Raw genomic sequence first — 22,808 nt, forward strand, 5'->3', positions numbered from 1 at the left:
AAGCGGATATGTCCCTCTCCAGGGTGCGGTTTGTCATGGGGCCTTGGTCTCTATCATCATGTGAAATTGACGGCGGCCTCCCGACCGGCTTTCCAGGGCAGCGCCTGTCGCACACAAAACCTTTCCCGGTCGCCAGTTACAACTCAGCCGGATCGCTGATGCGTTCGACAGCGCCGGAAAAGCGTCGTCGGATCGACCTGAGCCGGCAAAATAGGCCGCCGGTGCACGATCGGCCCAAGCTCTTTGGCGCTTTACATCCTGGGAACGGGCCACACAGGCTACAGCAGGTTGCACGCCAGTTTAGAAACGTTCTTTCGCCGCACTGCAAACACTTGTCAGGGAAGGGGATCTCGGCTAAGCCTCGCCGGCAATCCACGCTTTTGTCGCAGGGCCTTTCCTATTAACGTTTGCGGCTTAAATGCTTGGTTTGAGGCCGGTTTTTTCACCGCGCTCCGTTCCTTTAGGTGTCGTATGACGAATCTCCTCGCCGACTACCTGCCGCTCGTAATCTTCATCGGCGTGTCGCTCGTGATCGGGCTGGCTCTGCTCGTGGCGCCCTTCATCGTGGCCTACAGCAATCCCGACACGGAAAAGCTCTCCGCCTACGAGTGCGGGTTCAACGCCTTCGACGATGCCCGCATGAAGTTCGACGTGCGGTTCTATCTCGTCGCCATTCTTTTCATCATCTTCGACCTCGAGGTCGCCTTCCTGTTTCCCTGGGCCATCACATTCGGGACCTTGGGCTGGTTCGGCTTCATCTCCATGATGATCTTCCTGGGGGTTCTGACGGTCGGCTTCGTCTATGAGTGGAAAAAGGGAGCCCTCGAATGGGATTGATCTCCGAGACGGGCGGACCTCTGGTCGCCGAGAGACCTCGCGGCGTGATCGATCCGGCGACCGGACAACCGGTCGGCTCTACGGACCCGTACTTCGTTTCGATCAAGGATGAGCTGTCCGACAAGGGCTTCCTGGTCACCTCGACCGAGGAGCTGATCACCTGGGCGCGCACAGGCTCGCTCATGTGGATGACCTTCGGTCTCGCGTGCTGCGCGGTCGAGATGATGCACATGTCCATGCCGCGCTATGACGCCGAGCGCTTCGGCTTCGCACCCCGCGCCTCGCCGCGGCAGTCCGACGTGATGATCGTCGCCGGTACGCTCACCAACAAGATGGCGCCCGCGCTCCGCAAGGTCTACGATCAGATGCCCGAGCCGCGCTACGTCATCTCCATGGGCTCCTGCGCCAATGGCGGCGGCTACTATCACTATTCTTATGCGGTGGTGCGCGGGTGCGATCGCATCGTGCCCGTCGACATCTATGTGCCGGGCTGCCCTCCGACCGCGGAGGCGCTCCTCTACGGCGTTCTCCTTCTCCAGAAGAAGATCCGCCGCACCGGTACGATCGAGCGGTAAGCAAAGGTCCTTCGCATGAGTGCGGAACTGCAAGCTTTAGGCGAACACGTCGCCTCGTCCCTTGGCGAGGCCGTCGTCGATTGGGCGATCGCCTATGGCGATTTGACCATGGTGGTTCGCGGCCAGGACATCGTGCGGGCGATCAGCTTCCTGCATGACGATCCGCAATGCCGCTTCGTCAGCTTCATCGACATCTGCGGCGCCGACTATCCAGGCCGCGAGAAGCGCTTCGACGTGGTCTATCACCTGCTCTCGCCGCAGCATAACCGCCGCATCCGCATCAAGGTCGAAGCGGACGAGGTCACCCCGGTGCCGTCCATCATTGGCATCTTCCCGGGGGCGAACTGGTTCGAGCGCGAGACCTACGACATGTACGGCGTTCTGTTCTCGGGCCATCCGGACCTGCGCCGGATTCTCACGGATTACGGGTTCGAGGGCCATCCCTTCCGCAAGGACTTCCCTCTCACGGGATACGTGGAGGTCCGGTACGACGATGCCGAGGGACGAGTGGTCTACGAGCCGGTGAAGCTCCCGCAGGAGTTCCGCAACTTCGACTTTCTCTCGCCCTGGGAAGGCACGGATTACGTGCTGCCGGGTGATGAGAAAGCCCCTCAATCGTAAGCGGGAGTCGTCATGGGCGAGCACAATATCCGCAACTTCTCGATCAACTTCGGCCCGCAGCATCCGGCGGCGCACGGCGTGCTGCGCCTCGTGCTGGAGCTCGATGGCGAGGTGGTCGAGCGGGTCGATCCGCATATCGGTCTCCTGCATCGCGGCACCGAGAAGCTGTGCGAGTACAAGACCTATCTCCAGGCGATGCCTTACTTCGACCGCTTGGATTACTGCGCTCCCATGAGCCAGGAACACGGTTTCTGCCTGGCTGCCGAAAAGCTCATCGGACTCGAGGTTCCGCGTCGCGGGCAGCTGATCCGCGTGCTGTTTCTGGAACTCAGCCGGATCATGTCGCACCTTCTCAACGTGACGACGCAGGCCATGGACGTCGGCGCGCTCACGCCGCCCCTCTGGGGCTTCGAGGAGCGCGAGAAGCTGATGATCTTCTACGAGCGGGTCTCCGGATCGCGCATGCACGCCAATTATTTCCGCGTCGGCGGCGTGCGCCAGGACGTGCAGCCCGAACTGCTCGACGACATCGAGGAGTGGTGCCACCATTTCCCGACGGTTCTCGACGATCTCGACAACCTCGTCATGAACAACCGCATCTTCAAGCAGCGCAACGTGGACGTTGGGCTGGTCTCGCTCGAGGATTGCTGGAAGTGGGGCTTCTCGGGCGTGATGGTGCGCGGCTCCGGCGCTGCCTGGGATCTGCGCAAGACCCAGCCCTACGAATGCTACGAAGAGCTCGACTTCGACATTCCGATCGGCAAGAACGGCGACAACTACGACCGCCAGATCATCCGCATGCACGAGATGCGCCAGTCCACGCGCATCATGCTCCAGTGCATCGCCAAGCTGCGCGAGCCCGCCGGGCAGGGGCCGATCTCCGCCGAGGACGGCAAGATCGTGCCCCCCTCGCGCAAGGACATGAAGCGCTCCATGGAAGCGCTGATCCAGCACTTCAAGCTGTTCACGGAAGGCTTCCACGTGCCGGCCGGCGAGGTTTACGTGGCGACCGAGACCCCCAAGGGTGAGTTCGGCGTCTATCTCGTGAGCGACGGCACCAACAAACCCTACCGGGTTCGGATCCGTCCGCCGGGTTTTGCCCATCTGCAGGGCATGGATTTCATGTGCCGCGGCCACATGCTGGCCGACGTCGCAGGCGTCCTCGGCTCGCTGGACATCGTGTTCGGCGAGGTGGACCGCTAAGGATCGACGCCAGCCTCCGGGATGGCGCCCACGCCCCACAGGCGCGGAGAATAAGTCAAGTCGCGGATGGCCGGGGTCGACCCCGGCCATGCCGATGAGGAGAAGATTGAATGGCCGTTCGTAAGCTCGCGCCTAAGGAAATACAGCCGAAAAGCTTCGCGTTCACGCCGGAGAACGAAGCATTCGCTGATCAGCAGATCGCCAAGTACCCGCCGGGCCGCGAGGCCTCGGCGATCATCGCCGTTTTGGGTAAGGCGCAGGATCAAGCCGGCGGCTGGCTGCCCCGGAAGGCCATCGAGACCGTCGCCGCGAAGCTCAACATGGCACCCATCCGCGTGATGGAGGTGGCGACCTTCTACACGATGTTCAACCTCGAGCCGGTCGGGAAGTATTTCATCCAGTTCTGCGGCACGACACCCTGCATGCTGCGCGGGGCTGGTGACATCAAGAAGGTCCTGGAAAGCCGCTTCGGCGAGCAGAACCACGTTTCGGCCGATGGGCTTTTCTCCTGGCTCGAAGTCGAGTGCCTGGGCGCGTGCTGCAATGCGCCGATGGTGCAGATCAACGACGATTATTACGAAGACCTGACGACCGAGAACTTCGAGAAGCTTCTCGACGATCTCGCGGCGGACCGCCCCGTGAAGCCGGGGCCGCAGAGCGGCCGCCGTTCGTCGGAGCCCTTCGAAGCCGTCAGTACCTTGCAGGACCCGTCGCTTTTCGACGGATCGATGATCGGCGCGTGGCGCAAGCGCTTCGAGGAGCAGGCCAAACCCGCCGAGACCGGTGAGGTCGCGGCCGAGATGGCGAGCATCCCGAAGGAGGTGAAGGCCTCAAAGCCGACGGCTGGCCGCGCCATCGAAAGCGATGCTGCCGACACGCCGGCCAAGCGCGCCAAGGAGGGTGAAACCCCGATCAATCCGGTCGATCGGAAGGAAGCGTCGGATCCCTCGACGGCCACCAAGATCGAACCGCGCCAGGAGGCCACTGACAAGCCTGCTCCCCAGAGCAGCAAGTCCTATGTGGCGACGCCGTCCAAGCCGGGAGAGGGAAAACCCGTGCCGACAAGCCCGACGACGCCGGAGGCGGGAACGCCGCCGGCTCAGGCCGAGACCCGCCGCGACGGCAGCGAAAGCAAGCCGGACGTTGTTATCGACAAAGACAACACACCGTCCTGATGGAGTGATGTGACAGATGCTTCAGGACAGAGATCGTATTTTCACAAACCTTTACGGGTTCCATTCCCCGGACCTGCAGGCCGCCAAGATGCGCGGCGCGTGGGACGGCACCAAGTTCCTGCTCGAAAAGGGCCGGGACTGGATCATCGATGAGATGAAGGCGTCGGGCCTGCGTGGCCGCGGCGGCGCGGGCTTCCCGACGGGCCTGAAATGGTCCTTCATGCCCAAGCAGTCGGATGGGCGTCCGCACTACCTCGTGGTGAACGCCGACGAGTCCGAGCCAGGCACCTGCAAGGACCGGGAGATCATGCGGCATGATCCGCACCTTCTGGTCGAGGGCTGCCTCATCGCCTCCTTCGCCATGGGCGCACATGCGGCCTACATCTATATCCGCGGCGAGTACGTGGCCGAGCGCTACGCACTTCAGCGGGCGGTGGACGAGGCCTACGAGGCCGGCCTGATCGGCAAGAACAACATCCACGGCTACCCGTTCGACCTTTACGTCCACCACGGCGCAGGCGCTTACATCTGCGGCGAGGAGACGGCGCTCATCGAGAGCCTCGAGGGCAAGAAGGGCATGCCGCGGCTCAAGCCGCCATTCCCGGCCAATATGGGCCTGTACGGTTGCCCCACCACGGTGAACAATGTGGAGTCGATCGCGGTCGCCGGCACCATCCTGCGCCGCGGCGCCGCCTGGTTCTCCAGCATCGGCCGGCCGAACAACGTCGGCACCAAACTCTTCTGCGTGTCGGGCAACGTGAACAAGCCCTGCAACGTGGAAGAGGAAATGGGTCTTACCTTCCGCGAACTGATCGACCGCCATTGCGGCGGCATCCGGGGCGGCTGGGACAATCTCCTGGCGGTGATCCCCGGCGGATCATCGGTTCCGCTGGTTCCGGCGGATCAGATCATCGACGCCAATATGGATTTCGATACCTTGCGGAATCTGAAATCCGGTCTCGGCACGGCTGCCGTGATCGTCCTGGACAAGTCCATTGACGTCGTGCGCGCGATTACCCGCATCTCGTACTTCTACAAGCACGAGAGCTGCGGCCAGTGCACTCCGTGCCGCGAGGGCACAGGCTGGATGTGGCGCGTGCTCACCCGCATGTCGGAAGGCCGCGCCCAAAAGCGCGAGATCGACATGCTCCTCGAAGTCTCGACCCAGATCGAAGGCCACACCATCTGCGCGCTCGGCGACGCGGCGGCTTGGCCGGTCCAGGGTCTGATCCGCCACTTCCGTCACGAGATCGAGAAGCGGATCGACGATTACGCGGCGAACCCGCATTCAGAATCCGTCATGATCGCGGCGGAGTGAGAAACCAGATGGCTAAAATCATCGTTGATGGCGTCGAGGTCGACGTTCCGCCGGAATACACCCTGCTCCAGGCCGCCGAGGCGGCCGGAGCGGAAATTCCGCGCTTCTGCTTCCATGAGCGGTTGTCGATCGCTGGCAATTGCCGCATGTGCCTCGTCGAGGTGAAGGGCGCGCCGAAGCCGGTCGCGTCCTGCGCCTGGGGCGTGCGCGACTGCCGCCCGGGCCCGAACGGCGAGCCGCCGCAGATTTCCACCAAGTCGCCCACGGTCAAGAAGGCCCGGGAAGGCGTGATGGAGTTCCTGCTCATCAACCATCCGCTCGATTGCCCGATCTGCGATCAGGGCGGCCAGTGCGACCTGCAGGACCAGGCCATGGCCTACGGCGTCGACACCAGCCGCTTCCAGGAGAACAAGCGCGCGGTGCCGGACAAGTATCTCGGCCCGCTGGTGCGCACCTCCATGAACCGGTGCATCCACTGCACCCGCTGCGTGCGCTTCACCACCGAGGTGGCGGGCGTGGAAGATCTCGGCGCGATCTGGCGCGGCGAGGACATGGAAATCACAAGCTATCTGGAAAAGGCTCTTGGTTCCGAGCTGCAGGCCAATGTGGCGGATCTATGCCCGGTGGGCGCGCTGACCCACAAGCCGGAGGCCTTCCACTACCGTCCCTGGGAACTCTCCAAGACCGATTCGGTCGATGTGATGGATGCGGTCGGCTCCTCGATCCGAGTCGACTCGCGCGGCCGCGAGGTCATGCGCATTCTTCCCCGCGTCAATGAGGACGTGAACGAGGAGTGGATCACCGATAAGGCACGCCAGATCGTCGACGGCCTGCGCCTGCAGCGTCTCGACCGTCCTTTCGTGCGCGAGAACGGCCGCCTGCGGCCCGCCACTTGGCAGGAAGCGTTCGCCGTTATCGCCAACCGGCTGAAGGGCACGAGCCCCGATCGCATCGGCGCCATCGCGGGCGACTTGCCGGCGGTTGAGGAGCTCTATGCGCTCAAGCTTCTCATGCAGAGCCTCGGCGTCGCGAACATCGACGCCCGCCAGGACGGCACGGCGCTGTCGCCGGCCTATGGCCGCGGCTCCTACCTGTTCAACTCCACCATCGCAGGCATCGAGGACGCGGATGCGATCCTGATCATCGGCTCGAACCCACGCATCGAGGCTTCGCTCGTCAACGTGCGCATTCGCAAGCGCTGGCGCGTGGCTCCGCCGCCAATCGCCATGATCGGCGAGAACGCGGATCTTACCTATTCCTACGACTATCTTGGCGCAGGACCTGAGACCCTGGCCGATCTAGTCGCCGGCCGGCACAGCTTCCTGGAGAAGCTGCAGGGAGCCCAGCGTCCGCTTATCATCGTCGGACAGGGCGCTCTCACCTGCCAGGATGGTTTTGCGCTTCTCTCCCTTGCGGCGCAGCTCGCGCAGAGCATCGGCGCGGTCAAGGACGGCTGGAACGGCTTCTCTGTTCTGCACACGGCGGCCGCGCGGGTCGGCGCTCTCGATCTCGGCCTCGTACCGGGCGAGGGCGGCCTGACAGCTCAAGCTATGGCCCAGGGCGGCGTAGACGTATTGTTCAACCTCGGCGCGGACGAGATCGACATCGCGCCCGGCCCGTTCGTGATCTACCAGGGCACCCACGGCGACCGTGGCGCTCACCGCGCCGACGTGATCCTGCCCGGGGCAACCTATACGGAGAAGTCCGGTACCTACGTGAACATGGAAGGCCGGGTGCAGATGGCGAACCGGGCGGCCTTCGCGCCCGGCGAGGCCCGCGAAGACTGGGCCATTCTGCGCGCCCTGTCCGACGTGCTGGGACACCGCCTGCCCTTCGACTCGCTCAACGCCCTGCGCCAGAAGCTCTATGCCGAGCATCCGCATTTCGCAGCGCTCGACAGAGTCTCGCCGGCGGACGCGGCATCGGCCGTGCAGGCGCTGGCCGGGATCGGCGGCAATCCTGGCCGCGACAGCTTCGCCAGCCCGGTCAAGGACTTCTATCTCACGAACCCGATCGCCCGCGCGTCCGGCGTTATGGCCGAGTGCTCCGCACTTGCTCGTGAGCTCCGGCTCGAGGCGGCCGAGTAAGAGGATCGGATCATGGAACTCGGAGACATTCTCCTCGCGGTTGCGATCATGCTGGGCAAAAGCCTGCTCATGCTCGTGGCGCTTCTCATCTTCATCGCCTACGCGCTTTACGCGGACCGTAAGGTCTGGGCGGCGGTCCAGCTGCGGCGCGGCCCGAACGTGGTCGGCCCCTGGGGGCTGCTCCAGTCCTTCGCGGACCTGCTCAAGTTCGTCCTGAAGGAGCCGGTGATCCCGGCCTCGGCCAACAAGGGCATGTTCCTGCTGGCCCCGCTGTTGATGTGTACCCTGTCTCTCGCGGCCTGGGCGGTGATCCCGCTCAATGCCGGCTGGGCCATTGCCGATATCAATGTGGGCATCCTCTACATCTTCGCGATCTCATCTCTGGGCGTCTACGGCGTCATCATGGGCGGGTGGGCCTCGAACTCGAAGTACCCGTTCCTGGGCGCGCTGCGTTCGGCGGCCCAGATGGTGTCCTACGAGGTCTCCATCGGGTTCGTGATCGTCACCGTGCTCATGTGCGCCGGCACCCTGAACCTTTCGGCCATCGTCGAGGCGCAGAACACGGGTCTGGGCATCCTGGGCTGGTACTGGCTGCCGCTCTTCCCGATGTTCGTCGTGTTCTTTATCTCGGCCATGGCCGAGACGAACCGCCCGCCCTTCGACCTTCCGGAAGCGGAATCGGAACTCGTGGCCGGCTACATGGTCGAGTACTCCTCGACCCCGTACCTGCTGTTCATGCTGGGCGAGTACGTGGCCATCATGACCATGTGCGCCTTAGGGACCATTCTGTTCCTGGGCGGCTGGCTCTCGCCGATCCCGTTCGCGCCGTTCACCTGGATACCCGGCGTGATCTGGTTCGTCCTGAAGGCGAGTTTCCTTTTTCTTCTCATCGCCATGGTGAAAGCCCTGGTTCCGCGTTATCGCTACGACCAGCTCATGCGTCTGGGCTGGAAGGTGTTTCTGCCGCTCTCGCTGGCCATGGTCGTCATCGTGGCGGGGGTTCTGATGCTGACCGGCACCGCGCCGGGCATGCGCTAGGGGAGATCGGCCGATGAAGCTCGATCGAATTGCCCAATCCCTTCTCCTGAGGGAATTCATCACGGGGTTCATCCTGACCGTGAAGTACTTCTTCAAGCCGAAGGCCACGATCAACTATCCCTTCGAGTTCGGGCACCGGGGGCCGCGCTTCCGGGGCGAGCACGCCCTGCGCCGTTATCCCAACGGGGAAGAGCGCTGCATTGCCTGCAAGCTCTGCGAGGCTGTCTGCCCGGCGCAGGCCATCACCATCGAGGCCGGCCCGCGCCGCAACGACGGCACCCGCCGCACGACCCGCTACGACATCGACATGGTAAAGTGCATCTATTGCGGCCTCTGCCAGGAGGCCTGCCCGGTGGACGCCATCGTGGAGGGGCCGAACCTCGAGTTCTCGGTCGAGACCCGGGAAGAGCTCTATTACGACAAGGCCAAGCTTCTCGCGAACGGGGAGCGCTGGGAACGGGAAATCGCGCGCAACATCAAGCGCGACGCTCCCTATCGGTAATGACGTCCCTGTCCTGGAAAGGGCAGGGGGCAAGCAGGCCCGGCGGGTTGTCCCGCCCGGATTCGGAAATTATAGACAGGCCGCCGGATTCTCCGGGGCCACGTCGGAAGGGGCCGCTTCTTGCGGCTTAAGCTTGAAGCATGACGGTTACCGCTGCCTTCTTTTACCTCTTTGCCACGATCACCGTCGCCTCGGGCTTTATGGTGATCGCTTCGCGCAACCCCGTGCAGGCGGTGCTCTTCCTCATCCTGGCCTTCGTCAATGCGGCCGGGCTGTTCCTGATGATGGGCGCCGAGTTCCTGGCGATGATCCTGGTCATCGTCTATGTGGGCGCGGTGGCGGTGCTCTTCCTGTTCGTGGTCATGATGCTGGACGTGGATTTCGCCGAGCTTCGCCAGGGCTTCCTACAATATCTGCCGGTGGGCGGCCTCATCGGGGCGGTGTTCCTGCTGGAGCTGATCCTGGTGATCGGCGCCTATGTGGTCGATCCGGGGTTGGTCCGGTCGCCGGCAGTCGCCATTCCGTCGCCTCAGGTCATGACCAATACCGAGGCCCTCGGTCAGGTTCTCTACACCCGCTACTTCTATTTCTTCCAGGCAGCCGGGCTGATCCTGCTCGTCGCCATGATCGGCGCCATTGTGCTGACCCTGCGTGAGCGGGTTGGCGTGAGGCGGCAGGACATTTCCAAGCAGAACGCCCGTACGCAGGAGACTGCCGTCGAGGTGCGGAAGGTTCCCTTCCGCCAGGGCGTCTAAGGAGGCACGTGATGGTCATCGGACTCGGCCACTATCTCACCGTCGCGGCGATCCTCTTCACGCTCGGTGTGTTCGGCATCTTCATCAACCGCAAGAACGTGATCGTCATCCTGATGTCGATCGAGCTGATCCTGCTCGCGGTGAACATCAACATGGTGGCCTTCTCGACCCACATGAACGACATCGTCGGTCAGGTCTTCGCGCTGCTGATCCTCACGGTCGCGGCGGCGGAGGCGGCCATCGGCCTTGCCATTCTGGTGGTCTTCTTCCGCAACCGCGGCTCCATCGCGGTTGAAGACGTCAACAGGTTGAGGGGCTAATCCCGTACGGATCGGCGAAGTAAACGACAATGTATCACGCAATCGTCTTCCTGCCGCTCGTCGGCTTCCTCATCGCAGGCCTGTTCGGGCGCATGCTCGGGCCGCGCCCTAGCGAGATCGTCACGACCGCGCTGCTGTTCATCGCCGCCGTTCTGTCCTGGGTGTCGTTCATCCAGGTGGGCTTCGGCGACGGCGCGACCCGCGTTCAGGTGGCCCACTGGATGTCCTCCGGGGACCTCGTGGTCGACTGGGCGTTCCGGATCGACACTCTGACCGCCATGATGCTGGTGGTGGTGAATACGGTTTCGGCGCTCGTTCACCTCTATTCCATCGGCTACATGCACGAAGACCCGCATCGTCCGCGGTTCTTCGCCTATCTGTCGCTCTTCACCTTCGCCATGCTCATGCTGGTGACGGCGGATAACCTCGTTCAGATGTTCTTCGGCTGGGAAGGCGTGGGCCTCGCGAGCTACCTGCTCATCGGCTTCTGGTACCAGAAGGACTCGGCGAACGCGGCCGCCATGAAGGCGTTCATCGTCAACCGGGTGGGCGATTTCGGCTTCCTGCTCGGCATCTTCACCCTGTTCGTTCTGTTCAACAGCGTCTCGTTCGACCAGATCTTCCCCCGCGTGGCGGAGATCGCGAACAACCGCTTCATGTTCCTCGGCATCGAGTGGCACGCGATGACTATCGCGGCCCTGCTGCTCTTCATGGGTGCCATGGGCAAGTCGGCGCAGTTCCTGCTGCACACCTGGCTGCCGGACGCGATGGAAGGCCCGACCCCCGTCTCGGCCCTTATCCACGCGGCCACCATGGTCACCGCCGGCGTCTTCATGGTCGCGCGCCTTTCGCCCGTGTTCGAGTATGCGCCCGCGGCGCTCACCGTGGTCACGGTCATCGGCGGCATCACGGCCTTCTTCGCCGCGACGGTCGGCCTCGTCCAGAACGACATCAAGCGGGTCATCGCCTATTCGACCTGCTCGCAGCTCGGCTACATGTTCGTGGGCCTCGGCGTCGGGGCCTATGGGGCCGGCGTGTTCCACCTGTTCACGCATGCCTTCTTCAAGGCGCTGCTGTTCCTCGGCGCCGGCTCGGTGATACATGCGATGCACCATGAGCAGGACATGCGCCACATGGGCGCGCTGCGCCGCTACATCCCGTTCACCACGGCCATGATGGCTATCGGAACGCTGGCCCTGACCGGCTTCCCGTTCACGGCAGGCTACTATTCCAAGGACGCCATCATCGAGGCTGCCTACGCGTCGCATTCGACGGCCGGTTCCTTCGCGTTCCTGGCGACCGTCATCGCGGCCTTCATGACGTCCTTCTACTCCTGGCGCCTGTTCTTCCTCACCTTCGAGGGCCGGGCGCGCTGGGGGCACGGTGGTCACGGCGCTCACGACCATCAGCATGCGCCTCACGATCATGAAGGCGTGGAGCATGACGCGCGCAGCCGCGACGTAGAGCCCGCCTCGCATGCCCAGCACGAGCATGTCCATGACGACCATGGCCACGGTCACCATGGCGCGCATCAGCCCCATGAAAGCCCGCTCGTGATGCTGCTCCCGCTGGTGGTACTCGCCCTCGGGGCGGTGATTGCAGGCGTGGTCTTCCACAACGCCTTCATCGGCGAGGGATACCAGGAGTTCTGGAAGGGCGCGATCTTCACCCGTCCGGAAAACCATATCCTGGAGGAGATGCATCATCTCCCGGGCTGGGTGCCGCTGCTCCCAACCGTCATGATGATTCTGGGCTTTGTGCTGGCAGTCTACATGTACATCGTCGACAACAAGCAGCCGGCGAGGCTGGCGGCGGATCACCCGATCCTTTACCGCTTCCTGCTCAACAAATGGTACTTCGACGAGCTGTACGACGCGATCTTCGTGCGGCCGGCCATGGCCATCGGGCGCTTCTTCTGGCGCACGGGCGACCAGAGGATCATCGACGGCCTCGGGCCTGACGGCATCTCGGCCCGCGTCCTCGACGTGACGCGCGGCGTGGTCCGCATCCAGACCGGCTACCTCTATCACTATGCCTTCGCGATGCTGATCGGCGTTGCGGCTCTCGTGACCTTCTATCTCTTCCGGGGAGCGCACTGATGCTCGGGTTCGGTATTCTCTCCGGCCTTCTGATCCTGCCGCTTGTCGGCGCGGCCTTCATCCTGACGCTTCGCGGCGACAGCCAGGCGGCCCGCTCCAACGCCCGCTGGGCGGCGCTCGCGACCACCGTCGCGACCTTCCTGCTGTCGCTGGTGGCCTGGGGCCGGTTCGACACGGCCTCGTCCTCGTTCCAGCTGGTCGAGACCCATGCCTGGCTGGCGGAAACCATCAGGTTCAAGCTCGGCGTCGACGGCTTCTCGATGCCGTTCATCCTGCTGACGACGTTCCTGATGCCGTTCTGCATCCTGGCGTCGTGGGATTCCATCGAGACCCGGGTGAAGGAGTATTTCGTCGCGTTCCTGATCCTCGAGACCACGATGATCGGCGTCTTCGCCGCCCTTGACCTCGTGCTGTTCTACCTGTTCTTCGAAGCGGGCCTCATTCCGATGTTCCTCATCATCGGCATCTGGGGCGGCAAGCGGCGCATCTACGCGAGCTTCAAGTTCTTCCTCTACACGCTGCTCGGCTCGGTGCTGATGCTGCTGGCCATCATGGCCATGTTCTGGGCCGCCGGCACCACCGATATCCCGACCTTACTTGCCTACAAGTTCCCGGCGCACCTTCAGACCTGGCTCTGGCTCGCCTTCTTCGCGTCGTTCGCCGTGAAGATGCCCATGTGGCCGGTCCATACCTGGCTGCCGGACGCGCACGTGGAGGCGCCGACAGCCGGCTCGGTCATCCTGGCGGGCATCCTCCTGAAGATGGGCGGCTACGGCTTCATCCGTATTTCCCTGCCGATGTTCCCGGACGCCTCGGTCTATTTCGCGCCGCTCGTCTTCTCGCTCTCCGTCATCGCGATCGTCTACACCTCGCTGGTCGCCTTGATGCAGGAGGACATGAAGAAGCTCATCGCCTATTCGTCGGTGGCGCATATGGGCTTCGTGACCATGGGCCTGTTCAGCATGAATCCGCAGGGCATCCAGGGCGCCATGTTCCAGATGGTGTCGCACGGGCTCGTGTCAGGCGCGCTCTTCCTGTGCGTCGGCGTCGTCTATGACCGCATGCACACCCGCGAGATCCGGGCCTATGGCGGACTAGTGAACCGGATGCCGCTCTACGCCGTGGCTTTCCTGGTCTTCACCATGGCCAATGTGGGACTTCCGGGCACGTCGGGCTTCGTGGGCGAGTTCCTGTCGCTCATGGGAGCGTTCCGCGCCAACACCTGGGTGTCGTTCCTCGCCACCACGGGCGTGATCCTGTCCGCGGGCTATGCCCTCTGGCTCTACCGGCGTGTGGTCTACGGGGTGCTCGACAAGCCGAGCCTCCAGGGCATCACGGATCTGAACCGCCGCGAGATCATCACGCTCGCGCCCCTTCTCCTGCTGGTCATCTATTACGGCGTTCAGCCCGGCCCGATCCTCGACGCTTTCGCCGCGCCGACGGATACGCTCCTCAAGAGCGTCGAGGCCGCGCTTACAACCGTGAAGACGGCGGCTGTCGCCGCACACTGAGGTCACGATGAACCCCGCCTTCGCTATTCCCGCTTTCGGTCCTGCGCTGCCGGAGATCATCCTGGCGGTCGGCGTTCTCGTCCTCGTCCTGTTCGGCGCGTTCCGCGGCGAGCGGTCGGGCGAGGGCATGAACATCACCGCGCTCGCGCTTCTGACGGTCGCGTTCGTGGCCGTGCTGATGCTCCCCTCTGAGCGCGTCGAGACCATGGCCGGCTCCTTCGTGGTGGACGGCTTTGCCAAGATCATGAAGGCTCTGACGCTTCTAGGTTCCGCCGGGGGCATCATCCTGTCGATGGATTACATGCGTCGCGAGGGCATCTATCGGTTCGAGTACCCGATCCTGATCGTGCTCTCGACGATCGGCATGCTCATGGTGATCTCCGCCAACGATCTCATCGCGCTCTACCTCGGTCTCGAACTCCTCAGCCTCTCTTCCTACGTCATCGCGGCCTTCGACCGGGACAACCTGCGTTCGACAGAGGCCGGCCTGAAGTACTTCGTGCTTGGCGCGCTGTCCTCGGGCATGCTGCTTTACGGTGCGTCCCTGGTCTACGGATTCACGGGCAGCGTGTCGTTCCCGGTGATTGCCTCAACGCTTCAAGGCAACGTCGGCAGCGGCGTGATCTTCGGACTTGTCTTCGTGTCGGCCGGCATCGCGTTCAAGATTTCGGCGGTGCCGTTCCATATGTGGACGCCGGACGTCTATGAGGGTTCTCCAACGCCGGTGACCGCTTTTTTCGCGGCCGCTCCGAAAATGGCCGGCATGGCCATGGCGACCCGGGTGTTCATCGACGCCTTCCCGGGCATCACCGGCCAGTGGCAGCAGATCATCGTCTTCATCTCGATTGCCTCCATGGCGTTGGGCTCATTCGCGGCCATCGGCCAGCGCAACATCAAGCGCCTGATGGCATACTCCTCTATCGGCAATGTGGGCTACGCCTTGATCGGCCTTGCGGCCGGCACACCGGAGGGCATCCAGGGCGTCGTCATCTACATGGCTATCTACCTGGCCATGACTTTGGGTTCGTTCGCGGTCATCCTCGGCATGCGCCGCGGCCGGGTGATGTTCGACACCATCGACGACCTTTCAGGTCTCGCGCGTACCCATCCCGCGCTGGCGTTCTGTCTGGCTATGATGATGTTCTCGCTCGCAGGCATCCCGCCGCTCGCCGGCTTCTTCGCGAAGTTCTACGTGTTCGCGGCAGCCATCCAGGCGAACCTGGTGACGCTTGCGGTGATCGGCGTCGTGACCAGCGTGATCGGGGCGTTCTATTACCTGCGCATCGTCAAGGTCATGTACTTCGACGCGCCGGGCGAGAAGTTCGAGCGCATGTCGCCGGGCGTGAGCTTCGTGCTCGCGGTATCGAGCGCCGTTGTGCTGCTGTTCTGGCTCGCGCCCGCTCCGTTCGTCAACGCCGCAGGCGCTGCTGCGCGCTCCTTGTTCTGACGTGCGTCTGTCGTCCAAGACCGAGTCCGCCGGATACCGGCTCGTTTCCCTCGAGACGACGGATTCCACGAACGATGATGCGCTTGAGGCTGCCCGCTCCGGCGATCCGGGGCGGCTCTGGATCGTGGCTGTCGAGCAGCGCGCGGGCCGGGGACGTCACGGCCGGCAGTGGTCATCGCCTCCGGGCAATCTCTATGCCAGCCTCCTGCTGATGGAGCCCTGCGAGCCGGCGGTTGCGCCGCAGCTGGGATTTGTAGCAGGGCTGGCCCTTCACGAGGCTGTCGAGACGATGACCAGCCTTGGCGCGCCGCGCCTGTCCCTCAAATGGCCAAATGATCTTCTGCTCGATGGGGCAAAGGTTTCCGGCCTGCTTCTGGAAGCCCATCGCGTCGGCCCACAGGCACGTCTCGCGATCATCATCGGCTTTGGTGTGAACGTCGCCTATGCGCCGACCGGAACGCCGTACCCGGCCGCTTCCTTGCAGGCCGTCAGCCCAGGCTTAGGTCGCGAGGGGGTTCTCCTCTCCTTGGGCGAGGCATTCGCCCGCACCCTGGCTGCCTGGCAGGCATCGGTGCGCCGCAGCCCTTCTGAGCCCTTCGCAGCGATCCGCCATCTCTGGCTCGAGCGCGCAGCCGGGCTCGGAAAAGAAGTCACGCTTCGCCTTCCCACGGGTCAGAGGAGCGGTATCTTCGAAGGGCTCGACCGCTTCGGTCGATTGCAGCTCAAAACGCCGTCCGGCGTGGAACTCATCGATGCAGGCGACCTTTATTTTCCCAATTTACAGCACGATATAGCCAAGCTCGACGCTGGCGCGACAAGGTCCTGATAATGTCATCCTCGAATGATGAACTCGTTTTTCTCCCCCTCGGAGGCTTAGGCGAAATCGGCATGAACGCCGCGCTCTACGGCTTCGGACCGGAGCTCGACCGCCGGTGGATCCTGGTGGATTGCGGGATGGGCTTTGGCGGCGAAGAGCACCTGCCGGGGATCGATCTGGTCTATCCGGACCTGCGTTTTATCGAGGAAGAGCGACATAATCTGCTGGGCATTTTAATCACCCATGCCCACGAGGACCATATTGGAGCCCTCGTGGAGATGTGGCCGCGCCTGCGCGCCCCAGTCTACGCGACGAAGTTCGCCATCGGTCTGCTGCAGACGCGCCGGCTGGCCGAGGCGGACGCGCCGAAGATCGAGCTCAACGAGATCGCGCCCAACGAGCGCCTGAAACTCGGCCCCTTCGAAGTCGAATATGTGCCCGTCGCCCACTCGATTCCTGAATCGAATGCCCTTGCGATCCGCACGCCTCACGGGCTCGTGGTCCATACCGGCGACTGGAAGCTCGATAACACACCCTATCTCGGCAGCCTGACCTCGGAAGAGAAGTTTCGGGCCCTCGGGGACGAGGGCATTCTGGCTCTCGTGTGCGACTCCACCAATGTCGTCCGCGATGGGGTGAGCCCCAGCGAGGCCGACGTGTCGCGCAACCTGGCGCAGCTCATCAAGGACGCACCCTATCGGGTCGCGATCACCACCTTCGCGTCCAATGTCGCCCGCATCCGGTCGGTCGCTGAAGCCGCGAAGGAATGCGGTCGCGAGGTTGTCGTGGTGGGCCGCGCCATGGACCGAGTGGTCGATGTGGCGAACGAATGCGGCTTCCTGGAGGGCCTGCCGGAATTCCGCTCCCCCGATACGTTCGGGTACCTGCCGCGCGACAAGGTTGTGGCGGTCCTCACAGGGTCTCAAGGCGAGCCGCGCGCCGCGTTGGCACGGATCGCACAGGATGAACATCCGGATATCGCTTTGTCCAAGGGCGATCGGGTGATCTTCTCGTCCCGGGCTATTCCGGGCAACGAGAAGGAGGTTGGGTCCATCATCAACCGCCTGATCGAGCAGGGCATCGAGGTGATCACCGACCGCACCGAACTCGTTCACGTGTCGGGCCATCCGCGCCGTGGCGAGCTGGCCCAGATGTACGAGTGGACCCGGCCACGCATCGCCATCCCGGCCCACGGCGAGGCGATGCACCTGGCCGAGCACGCGAAATTCGCCCACGCTCAAGGCGTGCCGGAAGTAGTCCGCGCACGGAACGGCTCCTTGGTTCGTCTTGCGCCGGGACCCGCCGAGATCGTCGACATGATCCCGGTCGGGCGTCTCTACAAGGACGGCAATATCGTCATCGGAAATGGGGAGCGGGCGCTTCCGGAGCGCCGCAAACTGGCTTTTGCGGGCATCGTCAGCGTCGCCGTCGCCATTGACGAGCGCGGCGAGATCGCCGGCGATCCGATAATCGACACGATGGGACTGCCGGAGAAGAACCGGCAGGGCGAGGACATCGCGGATCTTATCGCCGATGCGGTGGGCGACCTGCTCGACAATCTGCCCAAGGCCAAGCGCCGCGACCCGGAAGCCGTGGAGAATGCAGTTGTCAGAACTGTGCGGGCAGCCGTAAATCAGATGTGGGGCAAGAAGCCTGCCTGCCACGTGCTGGTGATCGAGGTCTGAGCATGATCGGTCGCCTCAATCATATCGCCATCGCGGTGCCGGATATCGCAGCCGCGTCCCGGCTATACCAGGGAACCCTGGGGGCCGAGGTCTCAGCGCCGGAGAAGCTTCCGGAGCATGGCGTAACAGTGGTCTTCATCACCCTGCCTAATACTAAGATCGAGCTGCTTGAGCCTTTGGGCGAAGCTTCGCCGATTGCCAGGTTCCTAGACAAGAATCCCGATGGCGGCATCCACCATGTTTGCTACGAGGTCGAGGATATCGGCGCGGCTCGCGACTGGCTCGTGACTTCCGGAGCGCGGGTGCTTGGCTCGGGAGAGCCCAAGATCGGCGCCCATGGCAAACCGGTGCTTTTTCTGCACCCGAAGGATTTCAACGGCGCGCTCATCGAACTCGAGCAGGCCTGAGGGAAAGCCATTGAACAAGCTCGTCAAAGCCGTCGCCGGGACCTTGTGGTCGACGCTGGCCGTCGTGGTGGTCGTATCCGGCTTGGCTGTCGCCGTCGTGGTCAACACGTTCGACTTGAGCGTGACCGGCGGACTCGCGCTCTACTTTGTCATTTGGTGGACATTGCTGTTCGCGATCCTGCCGTTCGGCGTGCAGAGCCAAGCCGAGAGCGGGGAGGTGGTTCAGGGGAGCGAACCGGGAGCGCCATCGGCTCCGGCTTTGCAGGAGAAGGCGGTTTGGACGACGCTGGTCGCATCCGTCGTTCTCGTCGTCGTCGCTGCCGTATTGCCCCTGTCGGGTCTCTAGCGGGTCTCTAGCCCAAAAGAAAAAAGCAAGGCTTTCGCCTTGCCTGAACTGCCTTTTGGCATGTTGACCCTTGGCTTTCTAATGCCGTCGCCTGCGGGGCGCGCGAGGGTCTTGTTCCTCCCGAAACTCGGACCGCAACCTCTGACTTCTGCAAGTCGAAGGCTTTAAGTAACGGCTTTATACTGATCCAAGTTAGTCGTGTCACCTTTTTTGGGCATGCCTTGATGCATTTTTCGGCACATACTGCATTGGTCTTTCGTCTAAGGCGGGGCTCGAAACCCTTCTGCTCCAATGACAGCTTGTCTTTTGCCGGCTCCCTGTGTTGTGTGCTTCAAACGAGTCGCAACCCGTCAATCCAACTTTATCGAGATTAAAGGCGTCCTATGCGTTTGAGCCGCTTTTTCCTGCCCATTCTCCGTGAGACGCCGAAAGAGGCGGAGATCGTGTCCCACCGCCTGATGCTGCGCGCCGGCATGATCCGCCAGGAATCCGCAGGCATTTACGCTTGGTTGCCGTTGGGCCTGAAGGTCTTGAACAAGGTCAACGCCATCGTTCGTGAGGAGCAGAACCGCTCGGGCGCAGTCGAACTTCTGATGCCGACGATCCAGTCGGCCGATCTCTGGCGGGAGTCGGGTCGCTATGAGGCCTATGGCAAGGAGATGCTTCGCATCCAGGACCGGCACGAGCGCGAAATGCTCTTCGGGCCAACCAACGAGGAAATGATCACGGAGATCTTCCGGGGCTACGTCCGCTCCTACAAGGATCTGCCTCTGAACCTTTATCACATCCAGTGGAAGTTCCGCGACGAGGTACGTCCGCGCTTCGGCGTCATGCGCTCGCGCGAGTTCCTGATGAAGGACGCCTATTCGTTCGACTTGGATCAGGCCGGCGCGCGCCATTCCTACAACAAGATGTTCGTGGCCTATCTTCGCACCTTTGCCCGCATGGGCCTGAAGGCGATTCCGATGCGTGCTGATACGGGCCCGATCGGCGGCGATCTCAGCCATGAATTCATCATCCTGGCATCGACCGGCGAGAGCGAGGTGTTCTGCCACGCGGACTATCTCGACTTCGACATCCCGGCGGCGGATACGGATTTCGACAGTGCGCCGGCGCTTCAGGGTCTCGTGGACAAGTGGACGTCGCTCTATGCGGCCACCTCCGAGATGCACGACGCCGCAGCCTTCGACGCCGTTCCGGCAGACAAGAAAATGTCGGCCCGCGGCATCGAGGTCGGCCATATCTTCTATTTCGGCACCAAGTACTCGAAGCCCATGGGCGCCAAGGTCATGGGGCCAGACGGGCAGGAGCACGAGGTGCATATGGGCTCCTACGGCATTGGCCCGAGCCGCCTCATCGCCGCCATCATCGAGGCGAGCCACGACGAGAACGGCATCATCTGGCCGGACGCGATTGCGCCCTTCGACGTGGCGATTCTCAACCTCAAGGCCGGCGACGCGGCAACCGACGAAGCGTCGAACAGGCTCTATCGTGAACTCACCGCCGCCGGCCGCGACGTGTTGTATGATGATCGGGACGAGCGTCCCGGCGGCAAGTTTGCCACCGCCGATCTCATCGGCATTCCGTGGCAGGTTCTCATCGGACCCAAGGGTCTTGCCGAGGGCAAGGTGGAGCTGAAGAATCGCCGCACCGGCGAGCGGGAACTCCTGCCGCTCGACGATCTCGTCGCGCGTCTGGCGCCACGCTGATCGAGGACTGCCCCAAGTTCGGCGCTAACGTTCGGCATAAAGGTTCGCATGGCCAAAACTGCCAAGACCGGAACGAAGCCTTTCAGCCTCTTCGAGTGGATGCTCGCCGGGCGTTACTTGCGCACGCGGCGGCGTGAAGGCTTCGTGTCGGTGATCGCGGGCTTCTCGTTCCTTGGAATCATGCTGGGCGTCGCCACGCTGATCGTGGTGCTCTCCGTCATGAACGGGTTTCGCAAGGAACTGCTCGACAAGATCGTGGGCATCAACGGCCACATCTTCGTTGCGCCCATCGAGTCTCCGCTGACGGACTACGCCGAGGTGGCGAAACGGATCGCGGCGGCTCCTGGCGTGAAGCGGGCGATCCCGCTGGTGGAGGGGCAGGCCTTCGGGTCATCGCAGTACAACGGCAGCGGCGTTCTCGTGCGCGGCATTCGCGGCGAGGATCTTCAGCGGATCGACTACATCGCCAACAATCTGCGCCAGGGAACCCTCGAAGGCTTCGAGAACGGGGAGGGCGTCGCCCTCGGCCGGCGACTGGCGGATTCCCTGTCCCTGCAGGCCGGCGACACCTTCACGCTGATCACGCCGCGCGGTGCAGCGACGCCCTTCGGAACGGCGCCCCGGGTGAAGGGCTATCCAGTCAAAGCCATCTTCGAAATTGGCATGTCGGAGTTCGACTCCACCTTCGTGTACATGCCCCTGACGGAGGCGCAGAACTACTTCAACCGTCAGGGCGACGTGCAGCTCATCGAGGTCTTTCTCGAGAACGCCGACCGGGTCGATGAAGCCCGCGCCGCCATCGAAGCGGCGGTCGGCAGGCCGATCCTTATGACCGACTGGCGTCAGCGCAACCGCACCTTCTTCGGGGCGCTGGAGGTGGAGCGGAACGTGATGTTCCTCATCCTCACCCTCATTGTCCTGGTGGCGGCCCTCAACATCATCTCCGGGCTCATCATGCTCGTGAAGGACAAGTCGGAAGACATCGCGATCCTGCGCACCATGGGAGCCACCCGGGGCTCAATCATGCGCGTGTTTCTCATCACCGGCGCGTCCATCGGCATCGTCGGTACGATCGCGGGCTTTGGGCTGGGGTTGCTGCTTGCTCTCAACGTGGAAAGCATCCGCAATTTCATCTCGCACCTGACGAGCACCAATCTCTTTCCGGCGGAGCTCTATTTCCTCAGCCGCCTCCCGGCCGAGGTCAATCCGACCGAAGTCGGCTCCATTCTGGTCATGGCGATGGTTCTGTCGCTTCTGGCCACCCTTTACCCATCCTGGCGGGCCGCGAAACTCGATCCGGTCGAGGCGCTGCGCTACGGTTAATCGATGTCATCCGCCAAGCCCCAACCCGCCCTGTTCCTGTCGAAGGTCGAACGCCGCTACCCGCAAGGGGAGGGCTTTCTCGAGGTGCTGCGCGGGGCCGATCTCGTGATTTGGCCGGGGGAAATCGTTGCGCTCATTGCACCGTCCGGGACCGGCAAGTCCACGCTGCTGCACGTCGCGGGCCTTCTGGAGAAGCCCGATGGCGGCGAGGTCTATGTGGGCGCGCAACCGACATCCGGCATGGGTGATCACGAGCGCACGCGAATTCGCCGGGAGGAACTCGGCTTCGTCTATCAGTTTCACCACCTGCTGCCGGAATTCTCGGCCCTTGAGAACGTGGTGATGCCGCAGCTCATCCGAGGATTACCGAAGGCGGAGGCGCAGGACCGCGCGAAACAGCTTCTGACCTTCCTTGGGTTGGGCAAACGACTCACCAATCGCCCCGGGGAGCTATCAGGCGGCGAGCAGCAGCGCGTCGCCATCGCCCGCGCCGTGGCCAACGCGCCGCGAGTGCTGCTCGCCGACGAGCCTACCGGCAACCTGGATCCCAATACCGCCGACCGGGTGTTTCAAACCCTCGTCGCCATCGTCAGGGCCTCGAAGCTCGCGGCGCTGATTGCGACGCACAACCTCGATCTCGCGGCTCGCATGGACCGCCGCGTCACGATTCGTGATGGATTGATCGTGCAGCTTCCGTAGAGGCCGATGCCGGGCGACCACCAGGGTCGATTAGGGCACGGCACGGCGGATTCACTGTCTCACTGCTTCGCGTCGACTCAGAGTGACAACCCCATCATGTTCCTATGCGGCATGACTGGGCTGGTCCAGGTCATCTTGTTTTGTAGAGCACAAGCAGATGTGTCTTCCCGGGGCCGCGCAGCGGGACCCGGGATCCAGAACCGTCAACAACTCAGAATACTTTGAGAGGCGTCCGCCTTTTCCTGTAACGTCCGCGCCTATGGATCGCGGGTTCTCGCTGGTGCTCGCCCAAGATGACGGTGAGGCACTCACCAACACAGCCGCACTCCAATGC

Annotated in this window: 21 protein-coding genes; all 21 read left to right on the forward strand. The window is 63.2% G+C overall.

The features are described from left to right. Positions 1-471: 471 nt before the first annotated feature. On the forward strand, positions 472-837 hold the full coding sequence (locus DRB19_RS09270) for an NADH-quinone oxidoreductase subunit A (protein WP_114185757.1): 366 nt from the start codon (positions 472-474) through the stop codon (positions 835-837). Further along, on the forward strand, positions 828-1,412 hold the full coding sequence (locus DRB19_RS09275; protein ID WP_114185758.1) for a NuoB/complex I 20 kDa subunit family protein: 585 nt from the start codon (positions 828-830) through the stop codon (positions 1,410-1,412). Before DRB19_RS09270 ends, DRB19_RS09275 begins: the two co-directional genes overlap by 10 nt. 15 nt (positions 1,413-1,427) lie before the next feature. Then, positions 1,428-2,033 carry an NADH-quinone oxidoreductase subunit C gene (locus DRB19_RS09280; protein ID WP_114185759.1) on the forward strand — a complete coding sequence of 202 codons (606 nt, stop codon included), beginning with the start codon at positions 1,428-1,430 and terminating at the stop codon, positions 2,031-2,033. Positions 2,034-2,045: 12 nt separating this feature from the next. Beyond that, the gene (locus tag DRB19_RS09285) at positions 2,046-3,236 is read left to right on the forward strand and encodes an NADH-quinone oxidoreductase subunit D (protein ID WP_114185760.1); all 1,191 of its coding nucleotides are present in this window, start codon (positions 2,046-2,048) and stop codon (positions 3,234-3,236) included. A 110-nt stretch (positions 3,237-3,346) separates the two neighbouring features. Further along, positions 3,347-4,411, forward strand: coding sequence for an NADH-quinone oxidoreductase subunit NuoE (gene nuoE / locus DRB19_RS09290; RefSeq protein ID WP_114185761.1), 1,065 nt, complete (start codon positions 3,347-3,349; stop codon positions 4,409-4,411). 16 nt (positions 4,412-4,427) lie between these two features. Next, complete coding sequence (gene nuoF / locus DRB19_RS09295; protein WP_114185762.1) at positions 4,428-5,729, forward strand: NADH-quinone oxidoreductase subunit NuoF; 1,302 nt, start codon at positions 4,428-4,430, stop codon at positions 5,727-5,729. Positions 5,730-5,737: 8 nt separating this feature from the next. Next, complete coding sequence (gene nuoG, locus DRB19_RS09300; RefSeq protein WP_114185763.1) at positions 5,738-7,816, forward strand: NADH-quinone oxidoreductase subunit NuoG; 2,079 nt, start codon at positions 5,738-5,740, stop codon at positions 7,814-7,816. A 12-nt stretch (positions 7,817-7,828) separates the two neighbouring features. Continuing rightward, positions 7,829-8,854 (forward strand): NADH-quinone oxidoreductase subunit NuoH, encoded by a 1,026-nt coding sequence (gene nuoH / locus DRB19_RS09305; protein ID WP_114185764.1) that lies wholly within the window; start codon positions 7,829-7,831, stop codon positions 8,852-8,854. A 13-nt stretch (positions 8,855-8,867) separates the two neighbouring features. After that, a complete protein-coding gene (nuoI, locus tag DRB19_RS09310; protein ID WP_114185765.1) occupies positions 8,868-9,356 on the forward strand; it encodes an NADH-quinone oxidoreductase subunit NuoI in 489 nt (162 codons plus the stop codon). Between the two features lie 140 nt (positions 9,357-9,496). Beyond that, entirely contained in the window at positions 9,497-10,111 is a 615-nt protein-coding gene (locus tag DRB19_RS09315) for an NADH-quinone oxidoreductase subunit J (protein ID WP_114185766.1), read from the forward strand. 11 nt (positions 10,112-10,122) lie between these two features. Then, positions 10,123-10,431 carry an NADH-quinone oxidoreductase subunit NuoK gene (gene nuoK, locus DRB19_RS09320; RefSeq protein ID WP_114185767.1) on the forward strand — a complete coding sequence of 103 codons (309 nt, stop codon included), beginning with the start codon at positions 10,123-10,125 and terminating at the stop codon, positions 10,429-10,431. Positions 10,432-10,460: 29 nt separating this feature from the next. Beyond that, positions 10,461-12,530 carry an NADH-quinone oxidoreductase subunit L gene (gene nuoL, locus DRB19_RS09325; RefSeq protein WP_114185768.1) on the forward strand — a complete coding sequence of 690 codons (2,070 nt, stop codon included), beginning with the start codon at positions 10,461-10,463 and terminating at the stop codon, positions 12,528-12,530. Continuing rightward, on the forward strand, positions 12,530-14,041 hold the full coding sequence (locus DRB19_RS09330) for an NADH-quinone oxidoreductase subunit M (protein WP_114185769.1): 1,512 nt from the start codon (positions 12,530-12,532) through the stop codon (positions 14,039-14,041). The genes nuoL and DRB19_RS09330 overlap by 1 nt, the downstream gene beginning before the upstream one ends. 7 nt (positions 14,042-14,048) lie before the next feature. Beyond that, a complete protein-coding gene (gene nuoN / locus DRB19_RS09335; protein WP_114185770.1) occupies positions 14,049-15,488 on the forward strand; it encodes an NADH-quinone oxidoreductase subunit NuoN in 1,440 nt (479 codons plus the stop codon). Between the two features lies 1 nt (position 15,489). After that, a complete protein-coding gene (locus DRB19_RS09340; protein ID WP_114185771.1) occupies positions 15,490-16,314 on the forward strand; it encodes a biotin--[acetyl-CoA-carboxylase] ligase in 825 nt (274 codons plus the stop codon). Positions 16,315-16,316: 2 nt separating this feature from the next. Next, positions 16,317-17,990 (forward strand): ribonuclease J, encoded by a 1,674-nt coding sequence (locus DRB19_RS09345; protein WP_114185772.1) that lies wholly within the window; start codon positions 16,317-16,319, stop codon positions 17,988-17,990. A gap of 2 nt (positions 17,991-17,992) precedes the next feature. After that, positions 17,993-18,397 carry a methylmalonyl-CoA epimerase gene (gene mce, locus DRB19_RS09350; RefSeq protein ID WP_114185773.1) on the forward strand — a complete coding sequence of 135 codons (405 nt, stop codon included), beginning with the start codon at positions 17,993-17,995 and terminating at the stop codon, positions 18,395-18,397. A 10-nt stretch (positions 18,398-18,407) separates the two neighbouring features. After that, positions 18,408-18,743 carry a DUF1467 family protein gene (locus DRB19_RS09355; protein ID WP_245439356.1) on the forward strand — a complete coding sequence of 112 codons (336 nt, stop codon included), beginning with the start codon at positions 18,408-18,410 and terminating at the stop codon, positions 18,741-18,743. Positions 18,744-19,126: 383 nt separating this feature from the next. Further along, positions 19,127-20,452 carry a proline--tRNA ligase gene (gene proS, locus DRB19_RS09360; RefSeq protein ID WP_114185775.1) on the forward strand — a complete coding sequence of 442 codons (1,326 nt, stop codon included), beginning with the start codon at positions 19,127-19,129 and terminating at the stop codon, positions 20,450-20,452. A gap of 48 nt (positions 20,453-20,500) precedes the next feature. Further along, entirely contained in the window at positions 20,501-21,775 is a 1,275-nt protein-coding gene (locus DRB19_RS09365) for a lipoprotein-releasing ABC transporter permease subunit (protein WP_114185776.1), read from the forward strand. A 3-nt stretch (positions 21,776-21,778) separates the two neighbouring features. Beyond that, a complete protein-coding gene (locus DRB19_RS09370) occupies positions 21,779-22,474 on the forward strand; it encodes an ABC transporter ATP-binding protein (RefSeq protein ID WP_114185777.1) in 696 nt (231 codons plus the stop codon). The last annotated feature ends 334 nt before the right edge of the window (positions 22,475-22,808 follow it).

The sequence above is a fragment of the Microvirga aerophila genome (assembly GCF_003332305.1).
Taxonomy (GTDB): Bacteria; Pseudomonadota; Alphaproteobacteria; order Rhizobiales; family Beijerinckiaceae; genus Microvirga; species Microvirga aerophila.